At 67.7% G+C, this 25,270-nt stretch carries 26 protein-coding genes, 1 other RNA gene and 1 pseudogene; 8 read left to right on the forward strand and 20 right to left on the reverse strand.

Features of this window, described 5'->3' with window-relative positions; all coding sequences use genetic code 11:
- The 4 genes and pseudogenes from DI526_RS14535 to DI526_RS14550 all read right to left on the reverse strand — a co-directional run.
- Positions 1–157 (reverse strand): annotated as a pseudogene (locus tag DI526_RS14535) (hypothetical protein); the annotation flags it as partial.
- 151 nt (positions 158–308) lie between these two features.
- Positions 309–1,394: an undecaprenyldiphospho-muramoylpentapeptide beta-N-acetylglucosaminyltransferase gene (gene murG / locus DI526_RS14540; protein WP_304279295.1), complete on the reverse strand. Its 1,086-nt coding sequence runs from the start codon at positions 1,392–1,394 to the stop codon at positions 309–311.
- A gap of 1 nt (position 1,395) precedes the next feature.
- Positions 1,396–2,568, reverse strand: coding sequence for a putative lipid II flippase FtsW (gene ftsW, locus DI526_RS14545; RefSeq protein ID WP_304279297.1), 1,173 nt, complete (start codon positions 2,566–2,568; stop codon positions 1,396–1,398).
- A gap of 99 nt (positions 2,569–2,667) precedes the next feature.
- Positions 2,668–2,943, reverse strand: a complete 276-nt coding sequence (locus tag DI526_RS14550; protein ID WP_304279299.1) for a hypothetical protein — start codon at positions 2,941–2,943, stop codon at positions 2,668–2,670.
- A 224-nt stretch (positions 2,944–3,167) separates the two neighbouring features.
- Here DI526_RS14550 and DI526_RS14555 point away from each other — a divergent pair, with 224 nt between their 5' ends.
- The 4 genes from DI526_RS14555 (at position 3,168) to DI526_RS14570 (ending at position 5,820) form a co-directional block, all read left to right on the forward strand.
- Positions 3,168–3,527 (forward strand): DUF6481 family protein, encoded by a 360-nt coding sequence (locus DI526_RS14555; RefSeq protein WP_304279300.1) that lies wholly within the window; start codon positions 3,168–3,170, stop codon positions 3,525–3,527.
- Between the two features lie 3 nt (positions 3,528–3,530).
- On the forward strand, positions 3,531–3,662 hold the full coding sequence (locus tag DI526_RS14560; RefSeq protein ID WP_304279302.1) for a hypothetical protein: 132 nt from the start codon (positions 3,531–3,533) through the stop codon (positions 3,660–3,662).
- Positions 3,663–3,766: 104 nt separating this feature from the next.
- The gene (locus DI526_RS14565) at positions 3,767–4,783 is read left to right on the forward strand and encodes a sensor histidine kinase (protein WP_304279303.1); all 1,017 of its coding nucleotides are present in this window, start codon (positions 3,767–3,769) and stop codon (positions 4,781–4,783) included.
- Positions 4,784–4,914: 131 nt separating this feature from the next.
- A complete protein-coding gene (locus tag DI526_RS14570) occupies positions 4,915–5,820 on the forward strand; it encodes a hypothetical protein (RefSeq protein WP_304279306.1) in 906 nt (301 codons plus the stop codon).
- A gap of 613 nt (positions 5,821–6,433) precedes the next feature.
- On the opposite strand, the gene DI526_RS14575 is transcribed toward DI526_RS14570, so the two are convergent.
- The 10 genes from DI526_RS14575 to rnpB all read right to left on the reverse strand — a co-directional run bounded on the left by DI526_RS14575 (position 6,434) and on the right by rnpB (position 18,074).
- The gene (locus DI526_RS14575; RefSeq protein ID WP_304279309.1) at positions 6,434–8,287 is read right to left on the reverse strand and encodes a chloride channel protein; all 1,854 of its coding nucleotides are present in this window, start codon (positions 8,285–8,287) and stop codon (positions 6,434–6,436) included.
- Between the two features lie 6 nt (positions 8,288–8,293).
- A complete protein-coding gene (gene murD, locus DI526_RS14580) occupies positions 8,294–9,706 on the reverse strand; it encodes a UDP-N-acetylmuramoyl-L-alanine--D-glutamate ligase (RefSeq protein ID WP_304279312.1) in 1,413 nt (470 codons plus the stop codon).
- 14 nt (positions 9,707–9,720) lie between these two features.
- Positions 9,721–10,833, reverse strand: coding sequence for a phospho-N-acetylmuramoyl-pentapeptide-transferase (gene mraY, locus DI526_RS14585; protein ID WP_304279315.1), 1,113 nt, complete (start codon positions 10,831–10,833; stop codon positions 9,721–9,723).
- A complete protein-coding gene (gene murF / locus DI526_RS14590) occupies positions 10,833–12,293 on the reverse strand; it encodes a UDP-N-acetylmuramoyl-tripeptide--D-alanyl-D-alanine ligase (RefSeq protein ID WP_304279318.1) in 1,461 nt (486 codons plus the stop codon). Before murF ends, mraY begins: the two co-directional genes overlap by 1 nt.
- Positions 12,286–13,746 carry a UDP-N-acetylmuramoyl-L-alanyl-D-glutamate--2,6-diaminopimelate ligase gene (locus tag DI526_RS14595; RefSeq protein WP_304279322.1) on the reverse strand — a complete coding sequence of 487 codons (1,461 nt, stop codon included), beginning with the start codon at positions 13,744–13,746 and terminating at the stop codon, positions 12,286–12,288. Before DI526_RS14595 ends, murF begins: the two co-directional genes overlap by 8 nt.
- Entirely contained in the window at positions 13,743–15,515 is a 1,773-nt protein-coding gene (locus DI526_RS14600; RefSeq protein WP_304279325.1) for a penicillin-binding protein 2, read from the reverse strand. The genes DI526_RS14595 and DI526_RS14600 overlap by 4 nt, the downstream gene beginning before the upstream one ends.
- A complete protein-coding gene (locus DI526_RS14605) occupies positions 15,512–15,952 on the reverse strand; it encodes a cell division protein (protein ID WP_304279328.1) in 441 nt (146 codons plus the stop codon). The genes DI526_RS14600 and DI526_RS14605 overlap by 4 nt, the downstream gene beginning before the upstream one ends.
- Positions 15,949–16,884 carry a 16S rRNA (cytosine(1402)-N(4))-methyltransferase RsmH gene (rsmH, locus tag DI526_RS14610; RefSeq protein WP_304279330.1) on the reverse strand — a complete coding sequence of 312 codons (936 nt, stop codon included), beginning with the start codon at positions 16,882–16,884 and terminating at the stop codon, positions 15,949–15,951. Before rsmH ends, DI526_RS14605 begins: the two co-directional genes overlap by 4 nt.
- The gene (locus DI526_RS14615) at positions 16,881–17,348 is read right to left on the reverse strand and encodes a division/cell wall cluster transcriptional repressor MraZ (protein ID WP_304279398.1); all 468 of its coding nucleotides are present in this window, start codon (positions 17,346–17,348) and stop codon (positions 16,881–16,883) included. The genes rsmH and DI526_RS14615 overlap by 4 nt, the downstream gene beginning before the upstream one ends.
- A gap of 343 nt (positions 17,349–17,691) precedes the next feature.
- Positions 17,692–18,074: RNase P RNA component class A (gene rnpB / locus DI526_RS14620), an RNA gene on the reverse strand.
- Positions 18,075–18,168: 94 nt separating this feature from the next.
- On the opposite strand from rnpB, the gene DI526_RS14625 reads away from it, so the two are divergent.
- Together DI526_RS14625 and DI526_RS14630 are read left to right on the forward strand one after the other, a co-directional pair.
- On the forward strand, positions 18,169–18,414 hold the full coding sequence (locus DI526_RS14625) for a type II toxin-antitoxin system Phd/YefM family antitoxin (RefSeq protein ID WP_304279333.1): 246 nt from the start codon (positions 18,169–18,171) through the stop codon (positions 18,412–18,414).
- Complete coding sequence (locus tag DI526_RS14630; protein WP_304279336.1) at positions 18,411–18,797, forward strand: type II toxin-antitoxin system VapC family toxin; 387 nt, start codon at positions 18,411–18,413, stop codon at positions 18,795–18,797. The genes DI526_RS14625 and DI526_RS14630 overlap by 4 nt, the downstream gene beginning before the upstream one ends.
- Here the strand turns inward: DI526_RS14630 and DI526_RS14635 are convergent.
- From DI526_RS14635 to DI526_RS14645, 3 genes are read right to left on the reverse strand one after another with little or no spacing between them, the layout of a single operon-like run.
- Positions 18,794–19,396 (reverse strand): FMN-binding negative transcriptional regulator, encoded by a 603-nt coding sequence (locus DI526_RS14635; RefSeq protein WP_304279338.1) that lies wholly within the window; start codon positions 19,394–19,396, stop codon positions 18,794–18,796. The genes DI526_RS14630 and DI526_RS14635 overlap by 4 nt on opposite strands.
- A complete protein-coding gene (locus DI526_RS14640; RefSeq protein WP_304279341.1) occupies positions 19,396–20,124 on the reverse strand; it encodes an N-acetylmuramoyl-L-alanine amidase in 729 nt (242 codons plus the stop codon). The genes DI526_RS14635 and DI526_RS14640 overlap by 1 nt, the downstream gene beginning before the upstream one ends.
- On the reverse strand, positions 20,121–21,014 hold the full coding sequence (locus DI526_RS14645; protein WP_304279343.1) for a DMT family transporter: 894 nt from the start codon (positions 21,012–21,014) through the stop codon (positions 20,121–20,123). Before DI526_RS14645 ends, DI526_RS14640 begins: the two co-directional genes overlap by 4 nt.
- A 177-nt stretch (positions 21,015–21,191) precedes the next feature.
- Between DI526_RS14645 and DI526_RS14650 the strand changes: the two genes are divergently transcribed.
- Together DI526_RS14650 and DI526_RS14655 are read left to right on the forward strand one after the other, a co-directional pair.
- Positions 21,192–22,679, forward strand: a complete 1,488-nt coding sequence (locus DI526_RS14650) for an NAD(P)/FAD-dependent oxidoreductase (RefSeq protein WP_304279346.1) — start codon at positions 21,192–21,194, stop codon at positions 22,677–22,679.
- A gap of 77 nt (positions 22,680–22,756) precedes the next feature.
- A complete protein-coding gene (locus DI526_RS14655) occupies positions 22,757–23,065 on the forward strand; it encodes a hypothetical protein (protein ID WP_304279349.1) in 309 nt (102 codons plus the stop codon).
- 24 nt (positions 23,066–23,089) lie between these two features.
- Here the strand turns inward: DI526_RS14655 and DI526_RS14660 are convergent, their stop codons facing one another.
- The 3 genes from DI526_RS14660 to DI526_RS14670 form a co-directional block, all read right to left on the reverse strand.
- A complete protein-coding gene (locus DI526_RS14660) occupies positions 23,090–23,584 on the reverse strand; it encodes a DUF4262 domain-containing protein (RefSeq protein ID WP_304279352.1) in 495 nt (164 codons plus the stop codon).
- Positions 23,585–23,697: 113 nt separating this feature from the next.
- Positions 23,698–24,294: a DUF3052 domain-containing protein gene (locus tag DI526_RS14665; protein ID WP_304279355.1), complete on the reverse strand. Its 597-nt coding sequence runs from the start codon at positions 24,292–24,294 to the stop codon at positions 23,698–23,700.
- A 2-nt stretch (positions 24,295–24,296) separates the two neighbouring features.
- The gene (locus DI526_RS14670; RefSeq protein WP_304279359.1) at positions 24,297–25,100 is read right to left on the reverse strand and encodes a crotonase/enoyl-CoA hydratase family protein; all 804 of its coding nucleotides are present in this window, start codon (positions 25,098–25,100) and stop codon (positions 24,297–24,299) included.
- Between the last annotated feature and the right edge of the window lie 170 nt (positions 25,101–25,270).

The raw sequence follows: 25,270 nt of genomic DNA on the forward strand, positions 1-25,270 counted from the left end.
CGTTGCATTCGAGCATGACCTGAGCGGCGTCGCGGGTGTTGGCGAACTGCTGCAGGCAGCGGCCCATCTGGTCTTCGAAGCCGCCGGCGGCCGAAGCGGCCTGAGCGACGAAGAAGCTGCCGGCGAGACCCGCGGCGATCGCGATCGAGAATTTCATGGTAGGCGCCCATCCCTTGCGGCGAACAAAACTGATGGGAGCTTTCTCGCACGCAGGCGCTAACGAACGACCAAGGTTCGCGGTTAATCATTTCCGAAAAATAGTGAACGGCGCGCGGGGGTTAAGCTTAAGCGCCCGCACGCCCGGCGCTCTATCGCGCCGTCCGCTCCACCAGGTCGGCCAACGCCTCGGCCGCGTCAGGCTTGGCGACCGAACGCGCGCCCGCCGCCATGCGTCCCAGCCGCTCCGGATCCTTCAGCAGCGCGTTCAGGGCCCCGGCCATGGCGTCGACCGTCAGCTCGTCCTCCAGGCACACGGCCGCGCCGCCCGCCTCTTCCAGGAGCTTGGCGTTGAAGCGCTGGTGGTCGTCGGCGGCGATCTTCAGCGGCACCAGGATCGACGGCCGGCCGGCGACCGCCAGCTCGGTGCAGGTCGAGGCGCCCGAGCGGCCGATCACCAGGTGCGACTGGCGCAGATAGCCGGCCATGTCGCGGAAGAACGGCGCGACCTCGCAGTCGACCATGGCGTTGCGATAGGTCTTGCGGGCCTGCTCCATGCTCTCGGGCCGGGCCTGCTGGAAGACCTTCAGGCGCGAGCGGATGTCCTCGGGCAGCTTGGCCACGGCCTCGGGGATCAGCTCCGAGAGCAGGCGCGCGCCCTGGCTGCCGCCGGTCACGAGAATGCGCAGCTGCACCTCGGGCGGCAGATAGGCGACGTCGTAGAGCGCGCGGACCGGCGGGCGGACGGGGTTGCCGACCACATGGGCGCGGGCCTTCACGCCGGGCTTGGCCATCTCCAGCGTCGGGAAGGCGCAGGCGACCTCGTCGACCCGTGGGGCCAGAAAGCGGTTAACCCGGCCCAGCACGGCGTTCTGTTCATGAATAACGGTCGGACGCTTCTGGCTCAGCGCGCCCAAGAGGGCCGGCAAGGCCGGATAGCCGCCGAAGCCGACCACGACCGCCGGATCGAGCCGCTTGAACGCCGCGCGGGCTTCCATCACGCCCTGCAGCACCACGAGGCCGGCCTTGACCATGCCCAGCGGGTCATTGGCCTTGGCGGTGGCGGCCGACAGGGCCAGCCGCTCCTGGGCCGGAAACTTGTCGGCATAGAGCGCGCCGCGCTCGTCGGTGGCCAGAACGATGCGCCAGCCGCGCGCGGCGAGCGCCTCGGCCAGGGCTTGAGCGGGAAACAGGTGTCCGCCGGTTCCCCCGGCGGCGACGACAGCCAGCTTGTTCATGTCAGGCGTAGGCGCCCTGCGGGGCGATCTCGCCCGTCACCCCGTAGGCGCCGGGGCGCTTGCGCACCAAGGCCAGGGCCATGCCCAGCGTCAAACCCATCGCGAGCATCGAAGAGCCCCCGTAACTGATGAACGGCAGCGTCATGCCCTTGGTCGGGATCATGTTCAAGTTCACTGCGATGTTGATGATGGCCTGTTGACCCACAAGCACGAAAAGACCGGCCGCCGCGACCTGCTCGAACGGGTCGTTCAGCTTCATGGCCTTGTAGAGGCCGCGCACCACCACGAAGGCGAACAGCGCGATCAGCGCCCACGAGAAGATCAGGCCGTACTCCTCGGCCGCCACCGAATAGATGAAGTCGGTGTGCAGGTCGGGCACGTGACGCTTCATCACCCCCTCGCCCGGCCCCCGGCCGAACAGGCCGCCGGCCCGGATCGCCTCGGCGGCGCGGGTGATCTGGTGGGTGTCGGCCTGGTCGGGGCTGAGGAACTTCTGCACCCGGGCGTGCACGTGGTCGAACAGGAAGTAGGTCGAGCACAGCCCGGCGATCGCCACCCCGCCCAGGCCCATGATCCACGAGATCGGCACGCCGGCCATCCAGAAGGCCGCGCCGAACGCCACGGTGATCAGCACGGTCTGGCCGACGTCCGGCTGCACCAAGAGCAGCGCCACGGCGATGAAGTAGAGCAGGAAGGCGATCGAGACGCCCGGCACCCCCTCGCCCTTCTGGCCCTCGGCGAACATCCACGAGACCAGCACGATCAGGGCCGGCTTCATGAACTCGGACGGCTGCAGGGTGAAGCCGCCGAACTGCAGCCAGCGCGTGGCGCCCTTGGCGTTGTGGCCGATGAACGGCAGGGCGATCATGATCGCGATCGCGCCGATATAGATGAAGAAGGCCGCCCGCCGGACGCCCTTGGGCGACAGCATCGACACGATCAGCATCAGCACCGACGAGGCGCTGGCGAAGAAGCACATGCGGATCGCGAAGTGGAACTGGTCGCTGATGCCGATGCGCTGGGCCGCCGCCGGGCTCGAGGCGAATGACAGCAGCATGCCCAACGTCGCCAGGATGGCGGTCGCGCCCAGCAGCCAGCGATCGGTGGTCCACCACCACAGGCCGATCGCGGTGCGGTCGGTGCGGGCGAAGGCGTGTGTCGCGTTGGAAGCCATGGGGCGGAGAGTCGGATCGTAGGGTTAATCAAACCTTGCTTGGCCAGAGCCAGGCGGTGGAAAAGCGGCGGATCGTGAGGAGACTCCGCCGCCCCGCTTCTAGCGCAGTTCGAAGTAGGCCGTATCGCCCCCTTCGGTATGGGCGATCACCGACACGCGCAGCACGACGCCGTCGTCCAGGGTCAGTCGGCACTCCCCCGCCCGGAAGGCGCGCCGCAGGAGATCAGGCTCGGCCACCACGCTGCCCTTGCCGCCGCGCTTGGCGCTCTGGCCATCCGCGAACAGGACCGAGAACGACACCGGCTGCGCCTCGCCCGCCAAGCCCAGGGCCCCAACGCCAGTCCGCGGCGCTTTCGCGACCTTGATCATACCCATGAAAATTCCTCGAATGAGAGAGAGTATTTAGGGCGCATTTCGCGATAAGCAAAAAATAAAACCCGAAAAACATTGCTATGCGGTCGCGCCGTATCCATACTTCGAAAGCAAAATATCCGTAATTTCGGAATCGTCGCGCGCCCGATCATCTCACATCGCGGCCCGATTTTTTACGACTTATGGCTTCGTTCGGCGCGACCTCGTCGCTTTTCACGAAATAATTCATGTTCTCATCACAAGACATCGGCCACGCGCAACGCCAGAAAACCGCCGCCGACGCCAAGGCGGCGCTTCTGGCCAAGTTCAAGCCGCGCGAGGCCAGCGTCGATCCGCGCTTCGAGGAACGGGCCACCCTGCGCGCCGCCGAGCTGAGCAAGGTTCGCCAGGATCGCGCCGAGGCCAGGGCCGCCCAACGCCAGGCCGTCACTGACGCCGCCAAGGCCCTGGCCGACGCCGCCGACGCCCTCGCCGCCGAGGCCCTGGCCGCCAAACGAGACGAGCGCAATGAGCGCAAAGCCCTGTCCGCCGCCGAGGCCAAGGCCAAGCGCGACGCGCGCTACGCCGCGCGCAAGGCGAGGAACTGACCGATGGCGCGCAAGCCCAACTACGACTTCGAGCGCAAGGAGCGCGAACGCCAGAAGGCCGCCAAGGCCGCCGAAAAGGCCGCCGCCAAGCAGGCCCGCGGGGTCGACGAGGACAGCGCCGCCGAAAGCCGCTAGAGCCGCCAGGCCTCGGCGGGAGCCGCCGAAACGTCTTCCCGTGCAAGGCTTTGCTTGAATTCCCGCACGGGAAGGTAATCATGCTCTCATAGCGGGAGTGATTTGTGGCGGGCGACGGATCTTACGAGACGGTTCTCAAGGGCGCGGGGGCCTACTTCCTCAGCGTCATCGAGGCCAGCCAGGACTGCATCCGCGTGATCAGCGCGGACGGCCGCGTCGAGTACATGAACGCCCGCGGCAAGCAGCTGCTCGAGATCGAGGATTTCGAGGGCCGCAACCGGGATCGCTACTGGCCCGACATGTGGCCGGCCGAAAGTCGCCAGAAGGTGGAGGACGCCCTGCGCGCCGCCATGGCCGGCCGAGCGACGTCGTTCCAGGCCTTCAACCCCACCGTGAGGGGCGCCCCGCGCTGGTGGGACACCACTGTCTCGCCGATCATCATCGACGGGCGGGTCGAGCGGGTGCTGGCCACCTCGCGCGACGTGACCGGCGAGCGCCTCGCCGAGAGCCACCGCCAGCTGCTGGTCAACGAGCTGAACCACCGGGTCAAGAACACCCTGGCCACCATCCAGTCGATCACCAAGCAGTCCCTGCGCAACGCCGGCGTCGACAGCGCCGTGCGCGACGCGCTGGAGGGCCGGCTGATGGCGATCGCCGCCACCCACAACGTGCTGACCGACCAGAACTGGTCGGCCGCCAGCCTGCGCCAGATCGTCGACGGCTCGGTGATCCCCTATCGCTCCAATCCTGGGCAGCTGACCGTGGAGGGGCCGGACCTCAGGGTCTCGCCCAAGCCGGCGGTGGTCATGGCCCTGGCCTTCCACGAGCTGGCGATCAACGCCCTGAAGTACGGCGCCCTGTCGGCGCCGTCGGGCCATGTGGACGTCACCTGGACGATCGAGCCGGAGGACCGCCTGCACATCGAATGGCGCGAGAGCGGCGGCCCGCCGGTGCGCCCGCCCGAACACCGCGGCTTCGGCTCGCGCATCGTCGAGGCGGCCTTGCCGGGGGAACTGGCGGGAACCGTGTCAGTGGACTACCGCGCCGAGGGCCTGCGCTGCGCGATCGACGCGCCGCTGTCGGCGCTCGACAAGGCGGACGCGTTCATGCCGCTGGGGTGAGGCGGGGGCGGACGCTTCTCGCCGACCAAAACCACCGATGGCATATGGCCCCATAGAGAGAAATACTAGTTTTAGTTGCATTTTGCAAAATTAGGGATAGTTAGTAGCCCACAACCTTAAAGATAGTCGAAATGCACGATTTCGCCGAATTTGCCCCTGCTCCCACTTCCTCGATACAACCAACCGGCGGCGTAATCAGTACGCTTGGACTGCCGCCCTCAGGCGAAGGCGTCACGCTCCCAACTGCGTTTGCATCTACCAACGGCTGGGAAGGGGGAGATATTGAGCGGGTTCCTGACGAAACGTGGGCGTCGTGGTGGGACGGAGGCTCGCTTTGGAACGGCGGCGGAGCTTTCAACAACACGCTCGCTGGATTTTCCTTCGAGATCGTGACCTACAACGCCGACGGCACAGAGGTTTCGCAGGCAACCCTTCACGCGGATAGCTTACAATCCGACGGCCTCATGTTCGGCGCCCAGGCTAAGCCTCCGAAGGAGCCAAACATCGTCGTTGAAGGGCTCATTATCACTGGCAAACGCTTAGCATCCGAATTCGAATTCGCCCGTACAATTGCGCGGCTTACCCCGTCTTATGCTGACGATCTTGTCACGACGATGGGCGCCATCGCTTTCGGCGCCGGCCCACACAGGTATGTCACGCTCAATCAGGTCGGAGACACCGCCTGTGACGCCGACGAGGCCTGGGCAGCCCTGCAGCAGTTCGCGGCGCCAGGAGCTGGACCTGTATCCGATGGACAAGTCTCCAACTTGCCACTGTTTGGGCCCGTTCAGCACTCAGTTGATGCGGCCCATATGAAAATCGTTAATTCGACATTGCCTGGACATCTGTTCTATCCGGGCACGGTGACGCGCGAAGTGGTGGTCAGTAACGGCAAGGTCTACATTCAAACGACCGGTACCGGGACCGGCCAATTTGCTGGCATCAATGTAGCGGGTTCTGGACCGTTGTGGGGTAGTCTGGATAGTCAGATCGCCGCCTACGTCGATGCCAACGACAATGGCCCTGACGACTGTTAGGAGTAGTCTAGTGGTTTCACCAGCGACTGTCCTGGCGTCTGCCACGCCGATCGTTCTTATCGCCCTGATTGGAGTGGGAGCAACCGCTGGAAGCTTTTATGCGGTCTATCATGGACCGAACCGTTCTCAGTTGGCGATCTTGGCGCTTGGAGGTGCTACTTTGGTGGGCGCCTCGCCCTTTCTAACCCTATGGCTAGGCGCTAACAGCGAATTGTGGCTGCGGGGATTCATGGTGACTGGCCTAGTGACCTTCTTCGCTGGGCTGCTGATCTTCGCAATATCGCTCGTGATGGCCCGCAGATGGATAGCGCTAGCCAGCGTCCTTCCAATGTTACCGCTCGGCTTGTGGAGCTTTTTGCTATTGGCCTTTTTCGCCAGCGGTGTCTGAGTAAAGGTCGGCCCTCTACTGAAGCGTGTCATGCAGCTTCTTAGAAGGAGACTGACTGCGCGCAAGACCAGGGCGACGCCAGGATTACGTGGAAAGACCGGACCGAGGACCAGCTTGCCTTCGAGCTGGGTTGCGCCAGCGCCGAGCTGTCCAAGCTTCGGGTAACCCTTGAGAGCCTTACCGACATCGCTGGCGTCGCGCCGATCCGCTGGTAGCGCCGGTCCCCTACCCCGTGTCCCCCGTCAGCTCCCGCCGCGCCTTCTCAAGCTCTTCCGCATACCGGCGCGTCACGTGGGCTTCGGTGATCAGGCCGATGACCTCGCCGCCTTCGTCGACCACCGCGAGCTCATCCGCGCCGGTCTCGTCGAAGGCGGTCATGATCGCCTTGATCGACAGCTCCGGCGTCAGGGCGACGTCGGCGTTGGCGGCCAGCGAGGCGAGCGGCGCCTCGCTCTCGGGCGGCTGGGCGTAGACGGCGGCGGTGGCCACGATCCCGGCGTAGCGGCCGGTCTCGCTGGTCAACACCGCGCGCTTGGTCGAGCCCAGCGGGAAGCGGCGGCGGAACTCGGCCAGGGCGGTGGCGGCCGGGATGGTCTTGACGTCGCGGCGCATCATCTTGCCGGCGGTCAGGTTGCGCATCCACGACACGTCATGGGCGCTGCGGATGGTCTCGCCGCGCAGGTGCAGGCGCCAGGTCGAGAACGAATAGCCGAAGGTCTCGCGCACCACGGCGCTGGCGATCAGCGAGGCGGCCAGGGTGGCGGCGGTGATCGTGAAGTCGCCGGTCGCCTCCAGCACCAGGAACGACATGGTGAAGGGCCCGCCGACGATCGCCACGCCCAAAGCGCCCATGCCGACCAGCGAGGCGGCGATCGGGTCCAGCCGCCCCTCCCCGCCGATCAGGTTGACGAGGTCCGAGAACGACTGGCCCATCAGCGCGCCCAGGAACAGGGCCGCGAAGAACAGGCCGCCCCGGAAGCCGAAGCTGAGCGAGATGATCGAGGCCACCGACTTCATCAGGATCAGCATCAGGACCATCTTCAGCGGCAGGTCGCCGTTGAGATCGAGGTGCAGCGCCCCGTGGCCGCCTGACAGTGTCTGGGGCGTGACCATGGCCATGGCGGCCAGGGCCAGGCCGCCAATGGCGGGGCGCGCCCAGCGCGGCGGCGCGGCCTTGGCGACCCAGCGGTCGGCGACCGCCACCGCCCGCATCAGGGCCACCCCGAACAGCGCCGCGACCAGGCCCAGCAGGCCATAGAGCAGGTAGTCGGTCCACGAGCTGATCGCCACGACCGAGGTCTTGATCAGATAGGGCGTCGAGCCCAGCGCCTTGGCGACCAGCACCCCGGCCAGGGCCGCGGCGGCGACGGGCGCGATGTTGGCCACGGTATAGGCGCCGATGACGATCTCGAACGCGTAGAAGGCCCCGGTCAGCGGCGCCCCGAACGCGGCGGCGATCGCCGATCCCGCGCCGGCCCCGACCAGGATCCGCAGGTCGCCGCGCCGCAGGCTGAGCTTGCGCCCCACCCACGAGGCGACCGCCCCACCGGCCTGGGCGTAGGCGGCCTCCAGCCCGACCGACGCGCCGCAGCCGTTCGAGATCAGGGTCTGGCCGCAGATGAAGGCGCTGTCGCGGATCGACAGCCGCCCGCCGTGCAGGGCGTTGGCCTCCACGGGGTCGACGGCGGGACTGGGCCGCAGGCGCACAACCAGAGCGGTGAACAGGCCTAGCAGCAAGCCCCCGAGGGGAATGGCCAGCAGTCGCCAGGGCGCGATCATGGCCTGGGCCGAGAGACGCTCGTCGGGGTCGAAGGCGAACAGCCAGACCTGCGTCCCGTGCGCCACCTTGCCCAGCAGCACCGCCAGGGCGCCGGCCGCCATGCCCACGACCGTCGCCACGGCGATCAGCCAGAGTTCGGACGAGCGGGTCCGCCGGCGCAGCCAGGCCAGCCAGGGCAGCGCCTGGCGGCGGGCGTCGCGGAACGCCGCGCGCTCGGTCAGGGCGGTGCGCAGCACCTGGCGCCATGGACGGGAGGCGGCGGCGGGATCGGGCTTGGTCGTCTCCGCCGGCTCGCTCATCGGGATCTAGGCCACGGCGGCCTTGCCGCCGGCCACGAGGCCGTTGACGGCGGCGCGGAACGCCTCGCCCCGGGCCTCGAAGTCGGTGAACTGGTCGAACGAGGCGCAAGCCGGCGACAGCAGCACGATCGCTTCCTCGCCGCTGGCCTCGGCGTCGGCAAAGGCTTGCTGCACGGCGCGCTCCAGGGTGCCGCTCATGGCGACCTCGGCCTTGCCGGCCAGGGTCCAGGAGAACGGCTCGGCCGCCTCGCCGATCAGATAGGCCTTGGCGACGCGCGGGAAGAGGTCCTTCAGGTCGTCGATGCCGCCGGCCTTCGCGACGCCTCCGGCGATCCAGTAGAACTTCGGATAGCTGGACATCGCCTGGCGGGCGGCGTCGGCGTTGGTGGCCTTGCTGTCGTTGACGAAGCGGACCTTGCCGATCTTGCCGACCGTCTCCATCCGGTGCGCCAGGCCCGGGAAGGTCATCAGGCCGTCGACCGCCTCCTGCACCGGGATGCCGATGGCGCGGGCGGCGGCGTAGGCGGCCGCTGCGTTCTGCCAGTTGTGGCGGCCCGGCAGGCTGCGGGCGCGCAAGAGATCGGCGACCTCGACCACGCGCTCGCCGGTGGCGTCATACAGCACGCCCTGCAGGGCGTAGACGCCGCGGCCCATCGCCTTGCCGGCGCTGATCGGCCAGATGGTCCGGCGGTTGGCGGCGGTGATCTCGGTGCAAATCTGCTGGCACCAGGGATCGTCGACCCCGATGATCGCCGTGTCGCCCTTGCCCTGGTTCAGGAAGATCCGGCGCTTGGCGGCGATATAGCCGTCCATGCCGCCGTGGCGGTCCAGGTGGTCGGGCGATATGTTCAGCAGCACCACGGCGTCGGGGTGCAGGCTGGAGGTCAGGTCCAGCTGGTAGGACGACAGCTCCAGCACATAGACCGCGCCGCCGTGCATGTCCTCGAGGCCAAGAACCCCCTGGCCGATATTGCCGCCGACCCGCGTGTCGCGGCCGGCCGAGGCGCACAGGTGACCGATCAGGGCGGTGGTGGTCGACTTGCCGTTGGTGCCTGTGATGGCGATGATCTTCGGACGCTTGTGGGCCGGCGCGGCGGCGACCGTGCGGGCGAAGAGCTCGATGTCGCCTAGGACCTCGACACCCGCGGCCTTGGCCTTCTGGACGGTCCAGTGCGGCTTGGGATGGGTCAGCGGCACGCCCGGCGACAGCATCAGGGCGGCGAACTGGCGCCAGTCGGCGGCTTCGAGATCGACCAGCGGGAAGCCCTCGGCGGCCGCCGCCTCGCGGCTGGCGACCTTCTCGTCCCACAGGGCGACCTTGGCCCCGCCCGCGATCAGGGCGCGCGCCGCCGTCAGGCCGGTGCGGCCCAGGCCGAACACCGCGACGGTCTTACCCTCGAAACCACGGACCGGGATCATCGGCGCGCCTCTCCCTACCGTAGCTTCAGGGTGGCGAGGCCGACGAAGGACAGGATCATCGACACGATCCAGAACCGGATCACGACGGTGGATTCAGCCCAGCCCAGCTTCTCGAAATGGTGGTGGATCGGCGCCATCAGGAAGACCCGCTTGCCGGTCTTCTTGAAGTAGGCGACCTGGATCATGACGCTCAGCGCCTCGGCCACGAACAGGCCGCCGACGATGCCGAGGACCAGCTCGTGCTTGGCGCAGACGGCGATCGCGCCCAGCGCGCCGCCCAGGGCCAGGGAACCGGTGTCGCCCATGAAGATCTTGGCGGGGGGCGCGTTATACCAGAGGAAGCCCATGCCCCCGCCGATGATGGCGCCGCACAGCACCGCCAGCTCGCCGACGCCCGGCGCGAAGTGCAGGTTCAGATAGTCGGCGAACTTGTAGTTGCCCACCAGGTAGGCGATCAGGCCGAAGGTCGAGGCGGCGAACATCACCGGCACGATGGCCAGGCCGTCGAGGCCGTCGGTCAGGTTCACGGCGTTGGAGAAGCCCGCGATCGTCACCGCCGCGAAGGCCACGTAGAACCAGCCCAGATTGATGACCAGCGCCTTGAAGATCGGGAAGACCACGCTGGTCTCCATGCCCGGCGTCATCGGCGACTTCGGCGCGAACAGGATCAGAATGACCGTGGCGGCGATGGCCACGATGAACTGGGCGATCAGCTTCTGGCCGCTGGAGAGACCGGCCGTGGTCTGCTTGGTGACCTTGGCGTAGTCGTCCATGAAGCCCAGCACGCCGTAGCTGCCGGTGACCAGCAGCACGACCCAGACGTGGACGTTGCGCAGGTCGGCCCACAGCAGCGCCCCGGCGAACAGGCCGGCCAGGATCATGAAGCCGCCCATCGTGGGCGTGCCGGCCTTTTCGGTGACGTGGCGGGCGATGCCGTCGGTGCGGATCGGCTGGCCCTTGCCCTGCTTGGTCTTCATCCAGCGGATGAAGCGCGAGCCCATGGCCACGGCGACGATATAGGCGGTCAGCATGGCCATGCCCGACCGGAAGGTCAGGTACTTCAAGAGGTTCAGCATCGGCACGTGCTCTTGCGAGCGCGCCAGCCATTCATACAGGAAGTAAAGCATCAGACCCGTTCTCCGAGATCGAGCGCGGCCAGAGCCTGGGCCAGAAGCCCAGCTCGGGAGCCGTTCGACCCCTTCACCATCACCACGTCGCCAGGATTGATCGCCCCCGCCAGCTCCGCCGTTAACTTTTCAGTAACCTCCGCGTAGCCGCCCCGCCGAGTCGGCGGAAGCTGCTCCCACAGCGATTTCATGTGGACGCCCGCGAGAAAAACCATGTCAACGTTTGCAGCCGCCAGGGGCTCCGCAAGCTCCGCGTGAAACTGAGCCGAACCTTCGCCCAATTCGAGCATGTCGGTCAGGGCCACGATCCGGCGCCCGGCGACCTTGCGCGCGCCCAGCGTCTTCAGCGCCGCCTGCATCGAGACCGGATTGGCGTTGTAGCTCTCGTCGACCAGGGTGAAGGCGCCGCCGTCGATGCGGACGGTCTTCTCGGCGCCGCGCCCTTCGATCGGCGCGAAGGCGGCCAGCGCCGCCAGCGCGGTTTCGCGCGGCACGTCCAGCGCTTCCAGCATCAAGAGGACGCACAGGCTGTTGGGGCCCCAGTGGACGCCGGTCTGGAGCAGGGAAAACGCGATGGGTTCACCCTTGATCACGGCCTTAACCACCGACTTCCCCGGCGAATGCCGGGGGCCAGATCCATTCTGAGCGCTCGCCGCCTTGTCATCTGGACCCCGGCCTTCGCCGGGGAGGTCGGATGAAAATGAGATCAGCTGAGCCGTGCAATCCGACGAAGACCCAAAACTCCAGACCGTCGCGCCGACCTTCTCGGCCTCGCCCTTCAGGAAGTCGAACCATTGGTTGTCGGCGTTCAGCACCGCGATCCCGCCCGGACGCAGCCCCGCGAAGATCTCGGCCTTGGCGCGCGCGACGCCCGCCTCCCCGTCCGGGAAGTTCTCGATATGCACCGGGCCGACGGTGGTGATCGCCACGGCGTGTGGCTGGACGAAGCCCGACAGCGGGAAGATCTCGTCGGCGTGATTCATGCCCACCTCGAACACCGCCCGCTCGGTGTCGCGCGGCATCCGCGCCAGGGTCAGCGGCACGCCGATGTGGTTGTTGTAGCTCTTGACCGAGGCGTGGGCCTTGCCGGCCAGGCGCAGGCCGGCCTCGATCGCGCGGGTGACGCTGGTCTTGCCGACCGAGCCGGTCACCGCGCCGCGCTTGCACTGGGGCGCGCGCTCACGGGCGGCGACGCCCAGGGCCTCCAGCGCCTTGAAGGTGTCGGCGACCATCACCGCCGGGGCGTCGACCGGCTTGGCGGCCAGGACGCCCGCCGCGCCATTGGCGACCGCTTGAGCGACGAAGTCATGGCCGTCGCGCGCGCCCACCAGCGGCACGAACAGGTCGCCCGGCTCCACCGAGCGGGTATCGATCGAGACGCCGGTCGCGGCGAAGTCGCCGGCGACCTGGCCGCCGACCGCCTTGGCGATCTCGTCAGCGGTCCAGAGCGCGTCAGACATGCTCGCCCTCCAGGGCCGCGAGGGTCTCGGCGACGTCATCGAACGGGTGCACGACGCCGGCGACGATCTGGCCCTGCTCGTGACCCTTGCCCGCCACGACCAGCACGTCGCCCTCGCCCATCAGCGCGACGGCGGCGCGGATGGCGGCGCGGCGGTCGCCGATCTCGCGCGCGCCGGGGGCGGCTTCGAGGATGGCGGCGCGGATCGAGGCGGGATCTTCGGAGCGCGGATTGTCGTCGGTGACGATGGCGATGTCGGCCAGCTTGGCGCCGATCGCGCCCATCAAGGGCCTCTTGCCCCGGTCGCGGTCGCCGCCCGCGCCGAAGACGGCGATCAGCTTGCCGCGCGTGTGCGGGCGCAGGGCCTCCAGCACCGTCTGCAGGCCGTCCGGCGTATGGGCGTAGTCGACATAGGCCTCGCCCCCGTTCAGCCCACGGCCAACACGTTGAAGACGTCCGGCCGCGCCTTCCAGGCGCTCCAGCGCCTGCAGCACCTTGGCGACGTCCTCGCCGGCGGCGACGCACAGGCCCGCCGCGACCAGCACGTTCGAGGCCTGGAAGGCGCCGGCCAGCGGCAGGCGGATCTCGTAGGTCTTGCCGGCCGCCTCGACCACCAGGTCCTGGCCTGCCGGGGTCGGCGTGCGCGAAATCAGGCGCAGGCCCTGGCCGTCCTCGCCGACCGAGAACACGCTCTGGCCCGAGGTCACGGCGGTCGACGCGAAGGTCGGGAAAGCCTCGCTGTCGGCGTTCAGCACCGCCGTGGCGCCGGCGGGCGTCAGGGTGTCGAACAGGCGCAGCTTGGCGGCGCGATAGGCCTCCATCGAGCCGTGATAGTCGAGGTGGTCCTGGGTGAAGTTGGTGAAGCCGGCGGCGCGCAGCTTCACGCCATCCACGCGGCGCTGGTCGACGCCGTGCGAGCTGGCCTCGAGGGCCAGGTGGGTGACGCCCATGTCGGCCAGGCGCGCGATCATCTCGGCGACGTCGCCGGCGTCGGGCGTGGTCAGGCCGGGCGGGGTAAGCTGCTGGTCGGGCTGGCCCGCCTCGCTGACCACCACGCCAAGCGTGCCCATGCTGGCGGCCTTGTGGCCCAGTTGGGCGAAGATCTGGCGGCAGAAGCCGGCGACCGAGGTCTTGCCGTTGGTGCCGGTGACGGCGACGCACATGGCCGGCTGCTTGCCCCAGAAGGCGGCGGCGGCGAGAGCATAGGCGCGGCGGGCGTCCTCGGAGCGGACCACCGGAACGCCAATACCTTCGAGACCACCCTCCGGGGCCAGGATGGCGGCGGCGCCCTTGGCCACCGCGCCCTGCGCGAAGTCGCGACCGTCGACCTTGGTCCCCGGCAGGGCGGCGAACAGCCAGCCGGCCGTGACCTTGCGGCTGTCGGCGGTGACGCCGGCGATCACCGGATCATTGGCGAAGGGACGGTTGAACAGGTCGGACAAACGCTTGGTCATAGGCCCGCCTCCGGAGCGGCGTTCTGGGTGGGTGCGGCGATCGTCACCAGATCCTGCTTTCTCTTCACGCCGAGGAACGGCGCGATGCGTTCGATGACCTTGCCGGCCGCCGGCGCCCCAACCCAGCCGCCGGTCGAGAAGCCGTACGAAGCGGCCGTGCCATGCGGCTCGTCCATCAGGATCAGGACGAAGTAGCGGTCAGCCTCCAGCGGGCCCTCGGTCGGGAACACCGCCGCGAAAGACGAGACCTGGCGCTGGTGATTGTAGCCGCGGATCGACGGATCATACTTCTCGCCGGTGCCGGTCTTGCCGCCGACCGACAGACCCGGCACGTCGGCCTTGCCGCCGCTGCCGCCCTCGCCGGGAACGACGTTGGCGCGCATGATCTTCAGCATCTCGGCCGAGGTCGCCTCCGACAGCACCCGCGTTCCTTCCGGACGCACGCCGTCGGGCATCTTCTTGATCGTCAGCGGCAGCATCTTGCCGCCGTTCAGCAAGGCGCCCATGGCTTGAGCGAGCGCGAGCGGGCTGACGTTCATGCCGTGGCCGAACGAGGTGGAGGCCACCGCGTCCATGTCCCACTTGCGCGGCGTCAGCGGACGCGCCGACTCCATCAGCTCGACCTTTGCCGGCTTGGTCAGGCCCAGCGCCGTGAAGTAGCGCGACAGCCGCTCGCCGCCGATCTTCTCGGCCAGCATGGCCGTGCCGATGTTCGACGAGTGCTTGAACACCTCGACCAGGGTCAGGATGGCCTTGGCCGCGTGGTAGTCGTGGATCGTCCGGTAGCCCAGCTTGAACGGCTCGCGCGCGTCGAAGGTCGAGGCGGGGGTGGCGACGCCGGTGTCGAGGCCGATCGCGACGGTGAACGCCTTGAAGGTCGAGCCCATCTCGTAGACCGAGGCGGCCGCGCGGTTCAGGCGCTGGTCGTCGCTGGCCTCGCCGGCCTTGTTGGCGTCGTAGTCAGGCAGGCTGGCCAGACCCAGGATCTCGCCGGTGTGGACGTTGGTCACAAGGCCCACGGCGCCTTTGGGCGTGAATTCGGCGGCCGCCTTGCGCAGCTCGTCCTCCAGGGCGGCCTGCACCCGCACGTCAATCGACAGCTGGACCGGACCACCGCCGTCGCCGCCCACCGCCTTGCGGATCGGATCGTCAAGGGCGCGCTCCGCGCCAGCCAGGCCCTTGCCGCCGCTGTCGACGAAGCCGACCAGGTGCGCGGCCGTCGGGCCCAGCGGATACATCCGCCGCTCCTGCTCCTCGAACGAGATGCCCGGCAGGCCGAGATTGAAGATGGCGTCCTTCTCGTCCGGCGTCAGGCCGCCGACGACGAAGGTGCGGTGATCGCCGAACACGATCTTGTCCAGGCGCTTGGCCGGCACCTGCGGCAGGGCGCGGCCCAGCGCGCGGCGCGTCTCCTTGGTGTCCCAGACTTCGCGCGGGTCGACATAGAGGGCGTAGTGGGCCAGATCGACGGCCAGCAGCTTGCCGTTGCGGTCGACCACGTCGCCCCGCGCGCCGTCGGCGCCCTGGGCGTAGCCGTTGCCGCGCCCGGCGTTCGAGAACAGCGCCGACCAGCCCGCCCCCAACGCCACGCCGACGAAGCACAGGCCGAAGAACACCATCACCAGGAAGATGCGGATGCGGGTGTCGTCCTGCGGCTTGGCCGCGGCGCGCGAACGCTCGAAGGCGTGCTCCAGCCGCCAGACGCGCTCGACCAGCCAGCGCCAGGCCGGAGAATGGAAGCCGCCGGGACCCAGGTTCGAGAGGCTCATCGCGGCGCTCCCGGCGGGGGCGGCGGCGGCGGGACGTCGTCCGGCACGGCCTCGGGCGCGTCCGCCGCCAGGGCGTCAGGGCTCTCGGGCGCGGCCGTCACCGGCGCGCGCGGCAGCTCGCGACGACGCGCGACGTCGATCAGGGCGTCCTCGGTGATCTCGTGGTCGGGCGAGATCGGCTGCAGCTGCATCATCAGCGCCAGTTGCTCGATCCGGCGGGGCTGCTCCAGGTGAGCGACCTCGGCCTCCAGCAGCCGCTTGCGCACGGCCTCGTCGTCGATGTCCTGCTGGATGCGGGCGATCTCCTGGCGCTCGCGGCCGGCGAAGGTCTTGGCCAGATAGACGCCCGTAACCAGGGTCAGCAGGATGCCAAGGCCTACGACCTCGACGACCCGGAAGCCCCGCACCCGCCGATTGAACAGCTCCATGAAGCTCATGCGCCGGTCTCCCAGACGGGAGCGTCGGTGCGGACGGCCGCGCGCAGCTTGGACGAGCGCGCGCGCGGATTGACCGCCAGCTCGGCCTCGCCCGGCGCGATCGCCTTGTTCGAGATCAGCTGGAAGCTGGGCTGGGCGCCGGCTTGCACGGGCGGCGCGTGGCGCGAGCCGCCGGGCGTCTTCCCGGCCCGCTCGGCCAGGAACGCCTTGACGATGCGGTCCTCCAGCGAGTGGAAGGTCACCACGACCAAGCGGCCGCCGGGCTTCAGCACGCGCTCGGCGGCGGCCAGCCCCGCCTCCAGCTCGCCCAGCTCGTCATTGACCGCGATCCGCAGCCCCTGGAACGAGCGGGTGGCCGGATGGACCTTGGCGCCCTTGCGGCCGCCGACGGCGCGCTCGATCACCTCGGCGAGGTCCAGGGTGCGCTCGAACGGCTTTTCCTCGCGGCGGCGGAGAATGAAGCTGGCGATGCGGCGCGAGGCGTGCTCCTCGCCATAGACGTAGAGGATCCTGGCCAGCTCGGCGTGATCCAGGGTGTTGACGAGGTCGGCGGCGGTCGGGCCGGCATCCCCCATCCGCATGTCCAGCGGGCCGTCGCGCATGAACGAAAAGCCGCGCTCGGCCTGGTCCAGCTGCATCGACGAGACGCCGAGGTCCAGCATCACGCCGTCGACCGACTCCGGGCCCAGCTCATCGAGCATTTCCGAGAAGCGGGCCTGGACAAGGCGGAAGCGGTCGGCTGGCAGACCTTCTGTGAATTGACGGACGGTCGGATCGCGGTCGAAGCCCACGACGCTGGCGCCGGTCGCCAGCACCGCGCGCGTGTAGCCGCCCGCGCCGAAGGTGCCGTCCACGACGACCTCGCCGGAACCGGCGCCCAGCGCCTCGACCACTTCGTCAAGCAGGACCGAGATGTGCGGCGCGGCGCTCACGACGCGGCGCCCAGTCGAGCGGCCCGCTGCTGGGCGCGCAGGGCGGCCAGGCCTTCGCGCGCCAGGTCGCGCTGCGCCGCGCGATGGGCCTGGAAGGCCTCGCGGGACCAAATCTGAAAACGCTCACCCATACCGACGACAGCAACCCAATCCGTGAGGCCGCACATTTCGCACAAATGGTCGGGCAAGGTAATGCGACCAGCCGTATCAAACGACAGCTTGGCCATGCCGCCCAGCACGCTGACCTCCAGCGCCGAGCGGGTCGGATCGCCGAACGGCAGCTCCTCGATCACGCCCATGTAGCGGTCGAACAGGGCCTTGCCGCCCGCCTCCAGGCAGTCGGCCTCGATCGAGGGAAAGCAGAAGATGCCGTCGAACAGGCCGGACACGGCCGCGCGGAATTCCTGCGGCACAACGATGCGCCGCTTGCTGTCGAGCTGTTTCTCGAAGGTCGAGAGAAACACGAAGCCGAACCCCGCCAGATCCACGTCGGTCGGCGACCCGCCACATCGCCCCGACGCGAATTGGGTTAACATGGGATGAATTGGGACACAATGACACCCGGCCGGGTTTCATCGGGATTTCAAAGATGTCGCACCCTCCGTCCACTGGGGGAGCAAGTTAATCAACAGAACATACACAGAACTGTTCAGTGAACAGCGTGTGCGGTGTCAGTCGAGCCCATTGGGAGGCAAGGAAATCCTCTCCCCGTGGGAGAGGTGCCGGCGCAGCCGACGGAGAGGGGAAAGGCAAGCTCGGCGGGACTTCCCCCTCCGGTCGCTTCGCCCGCTAGGGGGAGGATTTAAGGGGACCAGATGATCTGTAAGCCGGGTTCTGTTCCGCCCTCGAAAGGACGGCGACGATCATTCCTCTAGGCCGGCCATTGCTGGACGGCTCTCGCGACCTACCCGGATCCTCTTGGCCAGTGACGGCCTAGTCGACGCGAGGCCGACGCGGGATCCCTATTCGGTCTTGCTCCAGGCGGGGCTTGCCATGCCGTCCCTGTCACCAGGTCCGCGGTGGGCTCTTACCCCACCCTTTCACCCTTACCGCCGGCGAACCGGAGGCGGTTTGCTTTCTGTGGCGCTATCCCTGGGATCGCTCCCGGTGGGCGTTACCCACCGCCTTGTCACCGTGGAGCCCGGACTTTCCTCGGCGTCCGAAGACGACGCGACCGCCCGACCATCTGGTCCGGCTTTTCTTTGGCCTTCGCGGGACGGCCGGTCAATTGGCGATCCGAGCCAGATGGACTAAACTAACCAGACTTAGTTCACGGAGGCCGCCATGCGGACCGTCAACATTCACGAGGCCAAGACCCACCTCTCGCGCCTCGTCGAGCAGGCCGCCGAGGGCGAGGGCTTCATCATCGCCAAGGCCGGAAAGCCCATGGTCAAGGTGGTGCCGCTGGAGGCCCAGCCAGAACGGAAGCCGCAACGCATCGGCTTCATGGCGGGCGAGTACGAGGTCCCGGACGACTTCGACTCGATGTTCGCCGAAGAAATCCTTGAGATGTTCGAGGGCAAGGATTGATTCTCCTCGCTGATACGCACCTTCTGCTTTGGACGGCGCTGAAGCCGAACAGGCTCTCGCCGCTGGCGCGCGAATTGATCGAGTCCGGCGCCAATCAGCCGGCGTTTAGCGTCGCAAGTCTGTGGGAGATCAGCATCAAACGCGCCCAGGGCCGAGAGGATTTCCAGGTCGACCCGAGACGGTTGCGACGACGTCTTCTGGAAAATGCTTGGCGCGAATTGCCCATTGACGGCGAACAGGCGGTCGTGGCTGGCGAGCTGCCGCCAATCCATAAGGACCCGTTCGATCGGATGTTGCTCGCGCAAGCGATCGTGGAAGGCGCTCAACTGCTGACGGTGGATGGCCAGCTGGCGCGCTATGGCGCCCCGGTGGTCAGAGTCTAGCGGCGATCCCGCATCAACCCAGCGATCGGGTGTTCGCCCAATCCCTTCGCCCCACCCAGGCGATCGGCGTCGCTCTTGTTCTGCGACAGCTTGAAGGTCCCTTCCAGCCGCTCGACGAACAGGCGCCCGCCCACGATGCCGCGCAGCAGGGCCTCGAACTTGCCCGCCTTCATCTTGTCGCGGGTCCAGGGCTTTTTCGGCGAGAGCCGCGCCTCCTCCTGGGCCGACAGGTCGTCGAGCTGGGCGATCAGTTCGGCCTCGTCCAGCGGCGCGACCGAGCCCTCGGCCTCGACGGACTGGTAGTTCCAGGTCGGGACCTGGTCGGCGCTCTCGTACCAGTCGGGGCTGACATAGGCGTCGAGGCCGGTCGCCAGGACCACCGCGCGGAAGCCCTGGGTCAGATGCGGCGTCAGCGCGTTGCCGCGCGACAGGTGGAAGTCGAGCGCGATCTCGCCGTCCAGCTCGCGGATCACGACCGGCGACTGGGCGACCATCGGCCGGCCGCCGACGCTGGCGGCGATCGTCACGAACGGATGCGCCCGCAGGAAGTCCAGCAGGACCGCCCGATCCTCGATGTGGAAGGCCGGAGCGGGATGCATCAGTCGGCCGCCGCGCGCAGCAGGCCCACCAGGCGCGCCCGGGTCTCGCCGTCGGCGATGCCGTCGAAGCGGCTCTGCAGCCAATGGCGCTGGAAGGCGGCGACGACGGTCGTGGTCCACTCGTCGTACTTGCCGGTCGGCGCGCAGTCGAAGCCCAGGCGCGTCAGGCCCGCCTGCAGGGCGAACACGCCCGTCCCCTCCTCGCCCTGGCCCAGCGGCGCGCCGGGCGACGGCGGCGGCTCGATCCAAAGGCCGTGACCGCTTTCGGCCAGGCGCTTCCACGGGAAGAGCTCGCCGGGATCGATCTTGCGGGCGGGGGCCACGTCGGAGTGGCCGAGGATACGGCTGTCGGGGATCATCCAGCGCGAGCGGACGTCGGCCAGCAGGTTGATCACCGCGGCGATCTGGGCCTCCGGGAACGGGCGATAGCCGAACTCGTGGCCGGGATTGACGATCTCGACGCCGATCGAGGCCGAGTTGATGTCCTTGACGCCCTTCCAGAAGGCCGCGCCCGCGTGCCAGGCCCGGCGCTCCTCGGGCACGAGGCGGAAGATCCGTCCGTCTTCCTCGACGACATAGTGCGCCGAGACCTTGGCTTCCGGATCGCGCAGGCGCTCGATCGCGCCCTCGCCGGTCTCCATGCCCGTGTAGTGCAGGATCACCGTGTCGGGCACCGCCTTTCGGGCGTCGAAGTTGGGCGAAGGGGCCTCGATAAGGGACAGGTTCATTGGACGCGGTTCCGGATCGACATCAACAGCGGCATGACCTGATTCCGCCGAAGCGCGATGATCAGAACGCCCAGCAAGGCCAGGGCCGCGCCGATCCCCATCCGCAGATCGAAGTGGTCGTGGGTGACCACCACGCCCAGGCCGATCGTGAAGAGCGGCGTCATCAGGGTCAGCGGCGCGATCAGATTGGCCTCGTAGCGCTGGATCAGCCCGTAATAGGCCGTGTGGGCCAGGACCGAAACCACCAGGGCCGAAAACACCACCGCGCCCACGAAAGGCCAGCCCGCGTGCAGGCCCGCCGCCACCTGCCCCGGCTCCATGACCGCGCTCATCAGCCCGAGCGGCCACAAGGACGAAAAGCCGACCCAAGCCTGGAACTGCAGCGGTTTGACGCCCTCGATCTGCTTCATCATCACCGCGCCCAGCGAGCCGGTGAAGGCCGCGGCGACGATCAGCCAGAGGCCGGCCGACAGCTCGATGCCGTGCGGGCTCCACATCACGACCACCGCGCCCAACAGGGTCAGGGCGATCCCCGCGCCGCGCCGCCAGCGGATCCGCTCACCCAGCATCAGCACCGAGAGCACGGTCGTGAACGGCACGCCCAGCTGGATCACCACCGCCGCCGCCGAGGGCGAGGCCGTGGTCAGCCCCATGAACAGCAGCGCGAAGTTGCCGCCGCCCATCAAGAGGCCCACCAGCACCATCCGCCAGGTCGGACGCGGCGCGGGCAACAGCCAAGGCAGGGTGATCGCCGCCACCAGGGCGAAGCGCACGGCCGCGTAATACAGCGGCGGCACGCCCCAGTTGGCGACCACCAGCTTGGAGACGATATTGCTGCCGGCCCAGGCCAGGCAGATCAGGACCAGAAGGCCGAAGTCGCGCAGAGACATGGACCACCGCTTAAGCCGCCGCCGCCTCCGTACGCAATCAAAACCCGCGACGCTTCCCCCAACGCGGGGCGCGATCGCGGTTGACGTTCGGTCAAAACGGTCGTTTTGTTCCTGAACACTGTTCACCTATCGCCACGTCGGATCAACCGCCGGGCGTCGAACCGGGGCGGAAATCTGATGGAACATGTCGACGTGCTGATTGTCGGCGCCGGCCTCTCGGGCATCGGCGCGGCCTATCACCTGCGCAAGCACTGCCCGGGCAAGACCTACGCGATCCTCGAAGGGCGAGACGCGATCGGCGGCACCTGGGACCTGTTCCGCTATCCGGGCATCCGCTCCGACAGCGACATGTACACCCTGGGCTACAGCTTCAAGCCGTGGAAGGCGGCCAAGGCGATCGCCGATGGCCCCTCGATCCTGTCCTATGTCCGCGAGACCGCGCGCGAGCACGACGTCGACCGCCACATCCGCTTCCGACACAAGGTCAAGCGCGCCAGCTGGTCCAGCCAGACCGCGACCTGGACGGTCGAAGCCGAGCACGACGGCCAGGTCGTCCAGTACAGCTGCGGCTTCCTCTACATGTGCTCGGGCTACTACCGCTATTCGGCGGGCTATACGCCGGACTTCGCCGGGACCGAGGATTTCAAGGGCCGGATCGTCCATCCGCAGCTTTGGCCGGAGGATCTGGACTACGCCGGCAAGCAGGTGGTGGTGATCGGCAGCGGGGCGACCGCCGTGACCCTGGTGCCGGAGATGGCCAAGACCGCCGCCCACGTCGTCATGCTGCAGCGCTCGCCGACCTACGTGGTCTCGCGCCCCGCCGAGGACGGCCTGGCCAACTGGCTGCGCGCCAAGCTGCCCGCCATGACCGCCTACGGCCTGACGCGGTGGAAGAACGTCATCCTGCAGCTGCTGTTCTTCAACCTGGCCCGCAAGAAGCCCGAGAAGACCAAGGCGCGACTGCTGGACCTGGTGCGCGAACAGCTGGGCCCCGACTACGACATCGCGACCCACTTCACGCCCAAGTACAATCCCTGGGACCAGCGCCTGTGCCTGGTGCCGGACGCGGACCTGTTCGCCTCGATCAAGGCTGGCGCGAGCTCGGTCGTCACCGACCAGATCGAGCGCTTCACCCAGGACGGGATCCTGCTGAAGTCCGGCAAGACCCTGGAGGCCGACGTGGTCGTCACCGCCACCGGTCTTCAGCTGCAACTGCTGGGCGGCATGGAGGTGGTGGTCGACGGCGAGGTCGCCGATCTGTCCAAGGCGTTCAGCTACAAGGGCATGATGTTCAGCGGCGTCCCGAACCTGGCCTCGGCGTTCGGCTACACCAACGCCAGCTGGACGCTGAAGGCGGACCTGACCAGCGAATATGTCTGCCGGCTGCTGAAGCACCTGGACCGGACGCGGACGGACTACTGCGTCCCCCGCGCCGACGATCCGAACATGCCCATCGCGCCGTGGCTGGACTTCTCGTCGGGCTACGTCACCCGCTCGATCGGCATGTTCCCCAAGCAGGGCCCCAAGGCCCCGTGGAAGGCGCACCAGAACTACGCGCTGGACCTGATGACCCTGCGCTTTGGCAAGGTCGACGACGGGGTGATGGAATTTGGGCGCAAGACGGGCGTGGCGGCGGCGGCGGGCGCCGCGAGAGCGGCCGCGTAGAGAACGCCTCCTCTTGAGGATCGGCGCTTACGGTCCTGAGGGATGGACAGCCTCCCGACCTCGGCTAACCTCGCGCGATGATCCTTGAGTTTCTCACCGCGACGAGCGTTGCCGCCTCTGCCATCGAGGTCTGGACGGCGGGCGATGACGGCTTAACACAGCGCTTCGCCGAGAACTTTCGCACCGCGACGCGGGAAATCCACGGGCGACCTCTGAACGCGACCGTCGCGCAAATCACACCCGCTCCCGGCGGCGGATGGCTGACCGTCGTGACCTTCAGTCGCGAAGGCGAAAAGCTCTACACGGCCAAATGCGCTCGGGATGAGGCCGAAATCCAGCAGTGCGTATTGGAAGCGGCGTCGGCCGCCAAACGGCTTACACAATAGGTCTGCTGGGGGTGGAAACCAGACCTAGATCGACGGCCAGGGCGCGCCAGTGAGATTAGGCTGACTGTTTGCGAAGCGCTCTTCATAACCTTCTTCCCACGGGAAAATCCCTTGGCTATCCGGCCAGATGAGTTGAAGGCAAGGCCAGTCATCGCCAGCGTAAAACCAACGACTCCACCCAAGATAGGCGGGATAGAAATCCTTCGACACAGGAAGGAGTACAGCTTCGATATTTGAGAACACCGTAGATAACCGTTGACCGATCGGGAAACTCTCGCCGGCTTTCAGGTCACGATAAACATCCCATAGAACATCGTGCGCGATCTCCGACTTCAGCGAAAACACGATGATCTCCGGCGCTTCTGCACCCGCCCAGAAGCCAGTCGTATAGGAGAAACCCGGCCCAGTTTCGTCCTCGAAGATGTTGCTCCGAAACCAGCCGTGGTTGCGAATTTGAGCGACGAAGTTTGCCTCTTGATCGTCAAGTTTTTCGGCGGGCGCGTCGAGTGCGGTGAGCATCCATCTAGCTACGCCGCTTCATTGGCGAAACACAACCGTAAGGAAGTTAAAGTCCGCAATGGGCCGTAAGCCGGCATCAAAATCAAAACACCCGACCGCTAGACCTCAGTTCCCTATCCGCCCTTCCGCTTCACGAACCGCAGCGCGGTATGGCTCGCCGAAAACCCGCAAACCTTGGTGTCCGTAAACCCAAGGCCCCGCACCGCCTCCAGGATCTCGACGTCCTTCAGCGGCGCGCCCTTGCCCTTGCGCGAGACCACCCAGATCGCGCCCTTATCGGCCAAGGCGCCCTTCCAGTCCTCCATGCGGTCGAGATCGGCCAGGTCCTCGGCGGCCAGGAACAGCAGGTCGATCCCCTCCTCGGCTTCGACCGGCTCGACGCGCGCGGCCAGCTCTTCCAGGAAAGCCTCGTCCTCGACGCCGTCGATCACCACGGTCATGCCCGGCTTCACGCCCAGCTTGTCCAGGCGCGAGGGCGGGTTGAGGATCGCGTGGACCCACTTGTCGGCCTGGCCGGGATCCAGCGTAAAGCGCGTACCGTCGCTGAGCACCAAATCATCGCCTTCGGCGCGGACGTTCTTCAGGGCGTGGCCCTGGTAGATGCCGCGATAGGCGCCGCGAAAGATCAGCTTGGGCGGCTCCCACAGGAGCTTGCCCTCGCTCTCGCCGTCGGAAAGCTGCCCCCAGACGCCGCTGGCTTCCTTGCCCATGCTCAAGCGCCCTTGAACGTCGGCGCGCGCTTTTCGAGGATCGCCTCGACGCCTTCCATGTGGTCCTCGGTGTGGTGGGCGATGGCCTGGGCGGCGGCGCTCATCTCCATCAGCGTGTCGTAGCTGGCGGTCTGGCCGTGCTTGAGCAGGCTCTTGGCCATGCGCAGGGCGTGCGGCGGCTGGGCCGCGATCCGCTCGGCCAGGGCCAAGGCCTCGCCCATCAGGTCGGCGGGCGGCACCGCCTTGCTGACCAGGCCCCACTCGGCCGCTTTCCCTGCGTCGATCACGTCGCCGGTGAACAGCAGTTCCGCCGCGCGGCTCATGCCGATCGTGCGCGGCATCAGCCAGGCGCCGCCGTCGCCAGGGATCAGGCCGAGCTTCAGGAAGGTGACGCCGAACTTGGCCGTGTCGGCGGCGATGCGGATATCGGTCATGCAGGCCACGTCGCAGCCCAGGCCGATCGCCGCGCCGTTCACCGCCGCGATCGACGGGACCTCCAGGCCGTAGATGGCCCGGACGATGCGGTGGATGTTCTTGCGGTAACCGTCGCGGACCATGACGCCGTTGCCGGCGAAGGCGCCTTCGCGGGCCTTCATCGCCTTGACGTCGCCGCCGGCCGAGAAGGCCTTGCCCGCGCCGGTCAGGATCACGCAGCGGATATCCTGGTCGTCGTTGATCGCCTCGCAGGCGGCCGCCACCTGGTCGCCGTCGCCCGGCGCGCCCAGGGCGTTCATCGCCTCCGGCCGGTTCAGGGTCAGAATGGCGACGTGGCCGCGTTTCTCGGTCAGGATCAAGGGCTGGGACATCGACGAAGGCGCTCCTGCGGATCTTGTTTTGTGTGACCGTGCATAGCGCGGTTTACCGGCGCGCGCAGCCATGCCCTTGCGGCGACACAACCCAAGGATTATCTCCAATCACGAAAACGCGACTGGCGCGGCCGACCGGGTCGTCCTTGATATGTCGTGGGACTCGATAG

It is taken from the genome of Caulobacter segnis (assembly GCF_003243465.1).
Taxonomy (GTDB): Bacteria; Pseudomonadota; Alphaproteobacteria; order Caulobacterales; family Caulobacteraceae; genus Caulobacter; species Caulobacter segnis_A.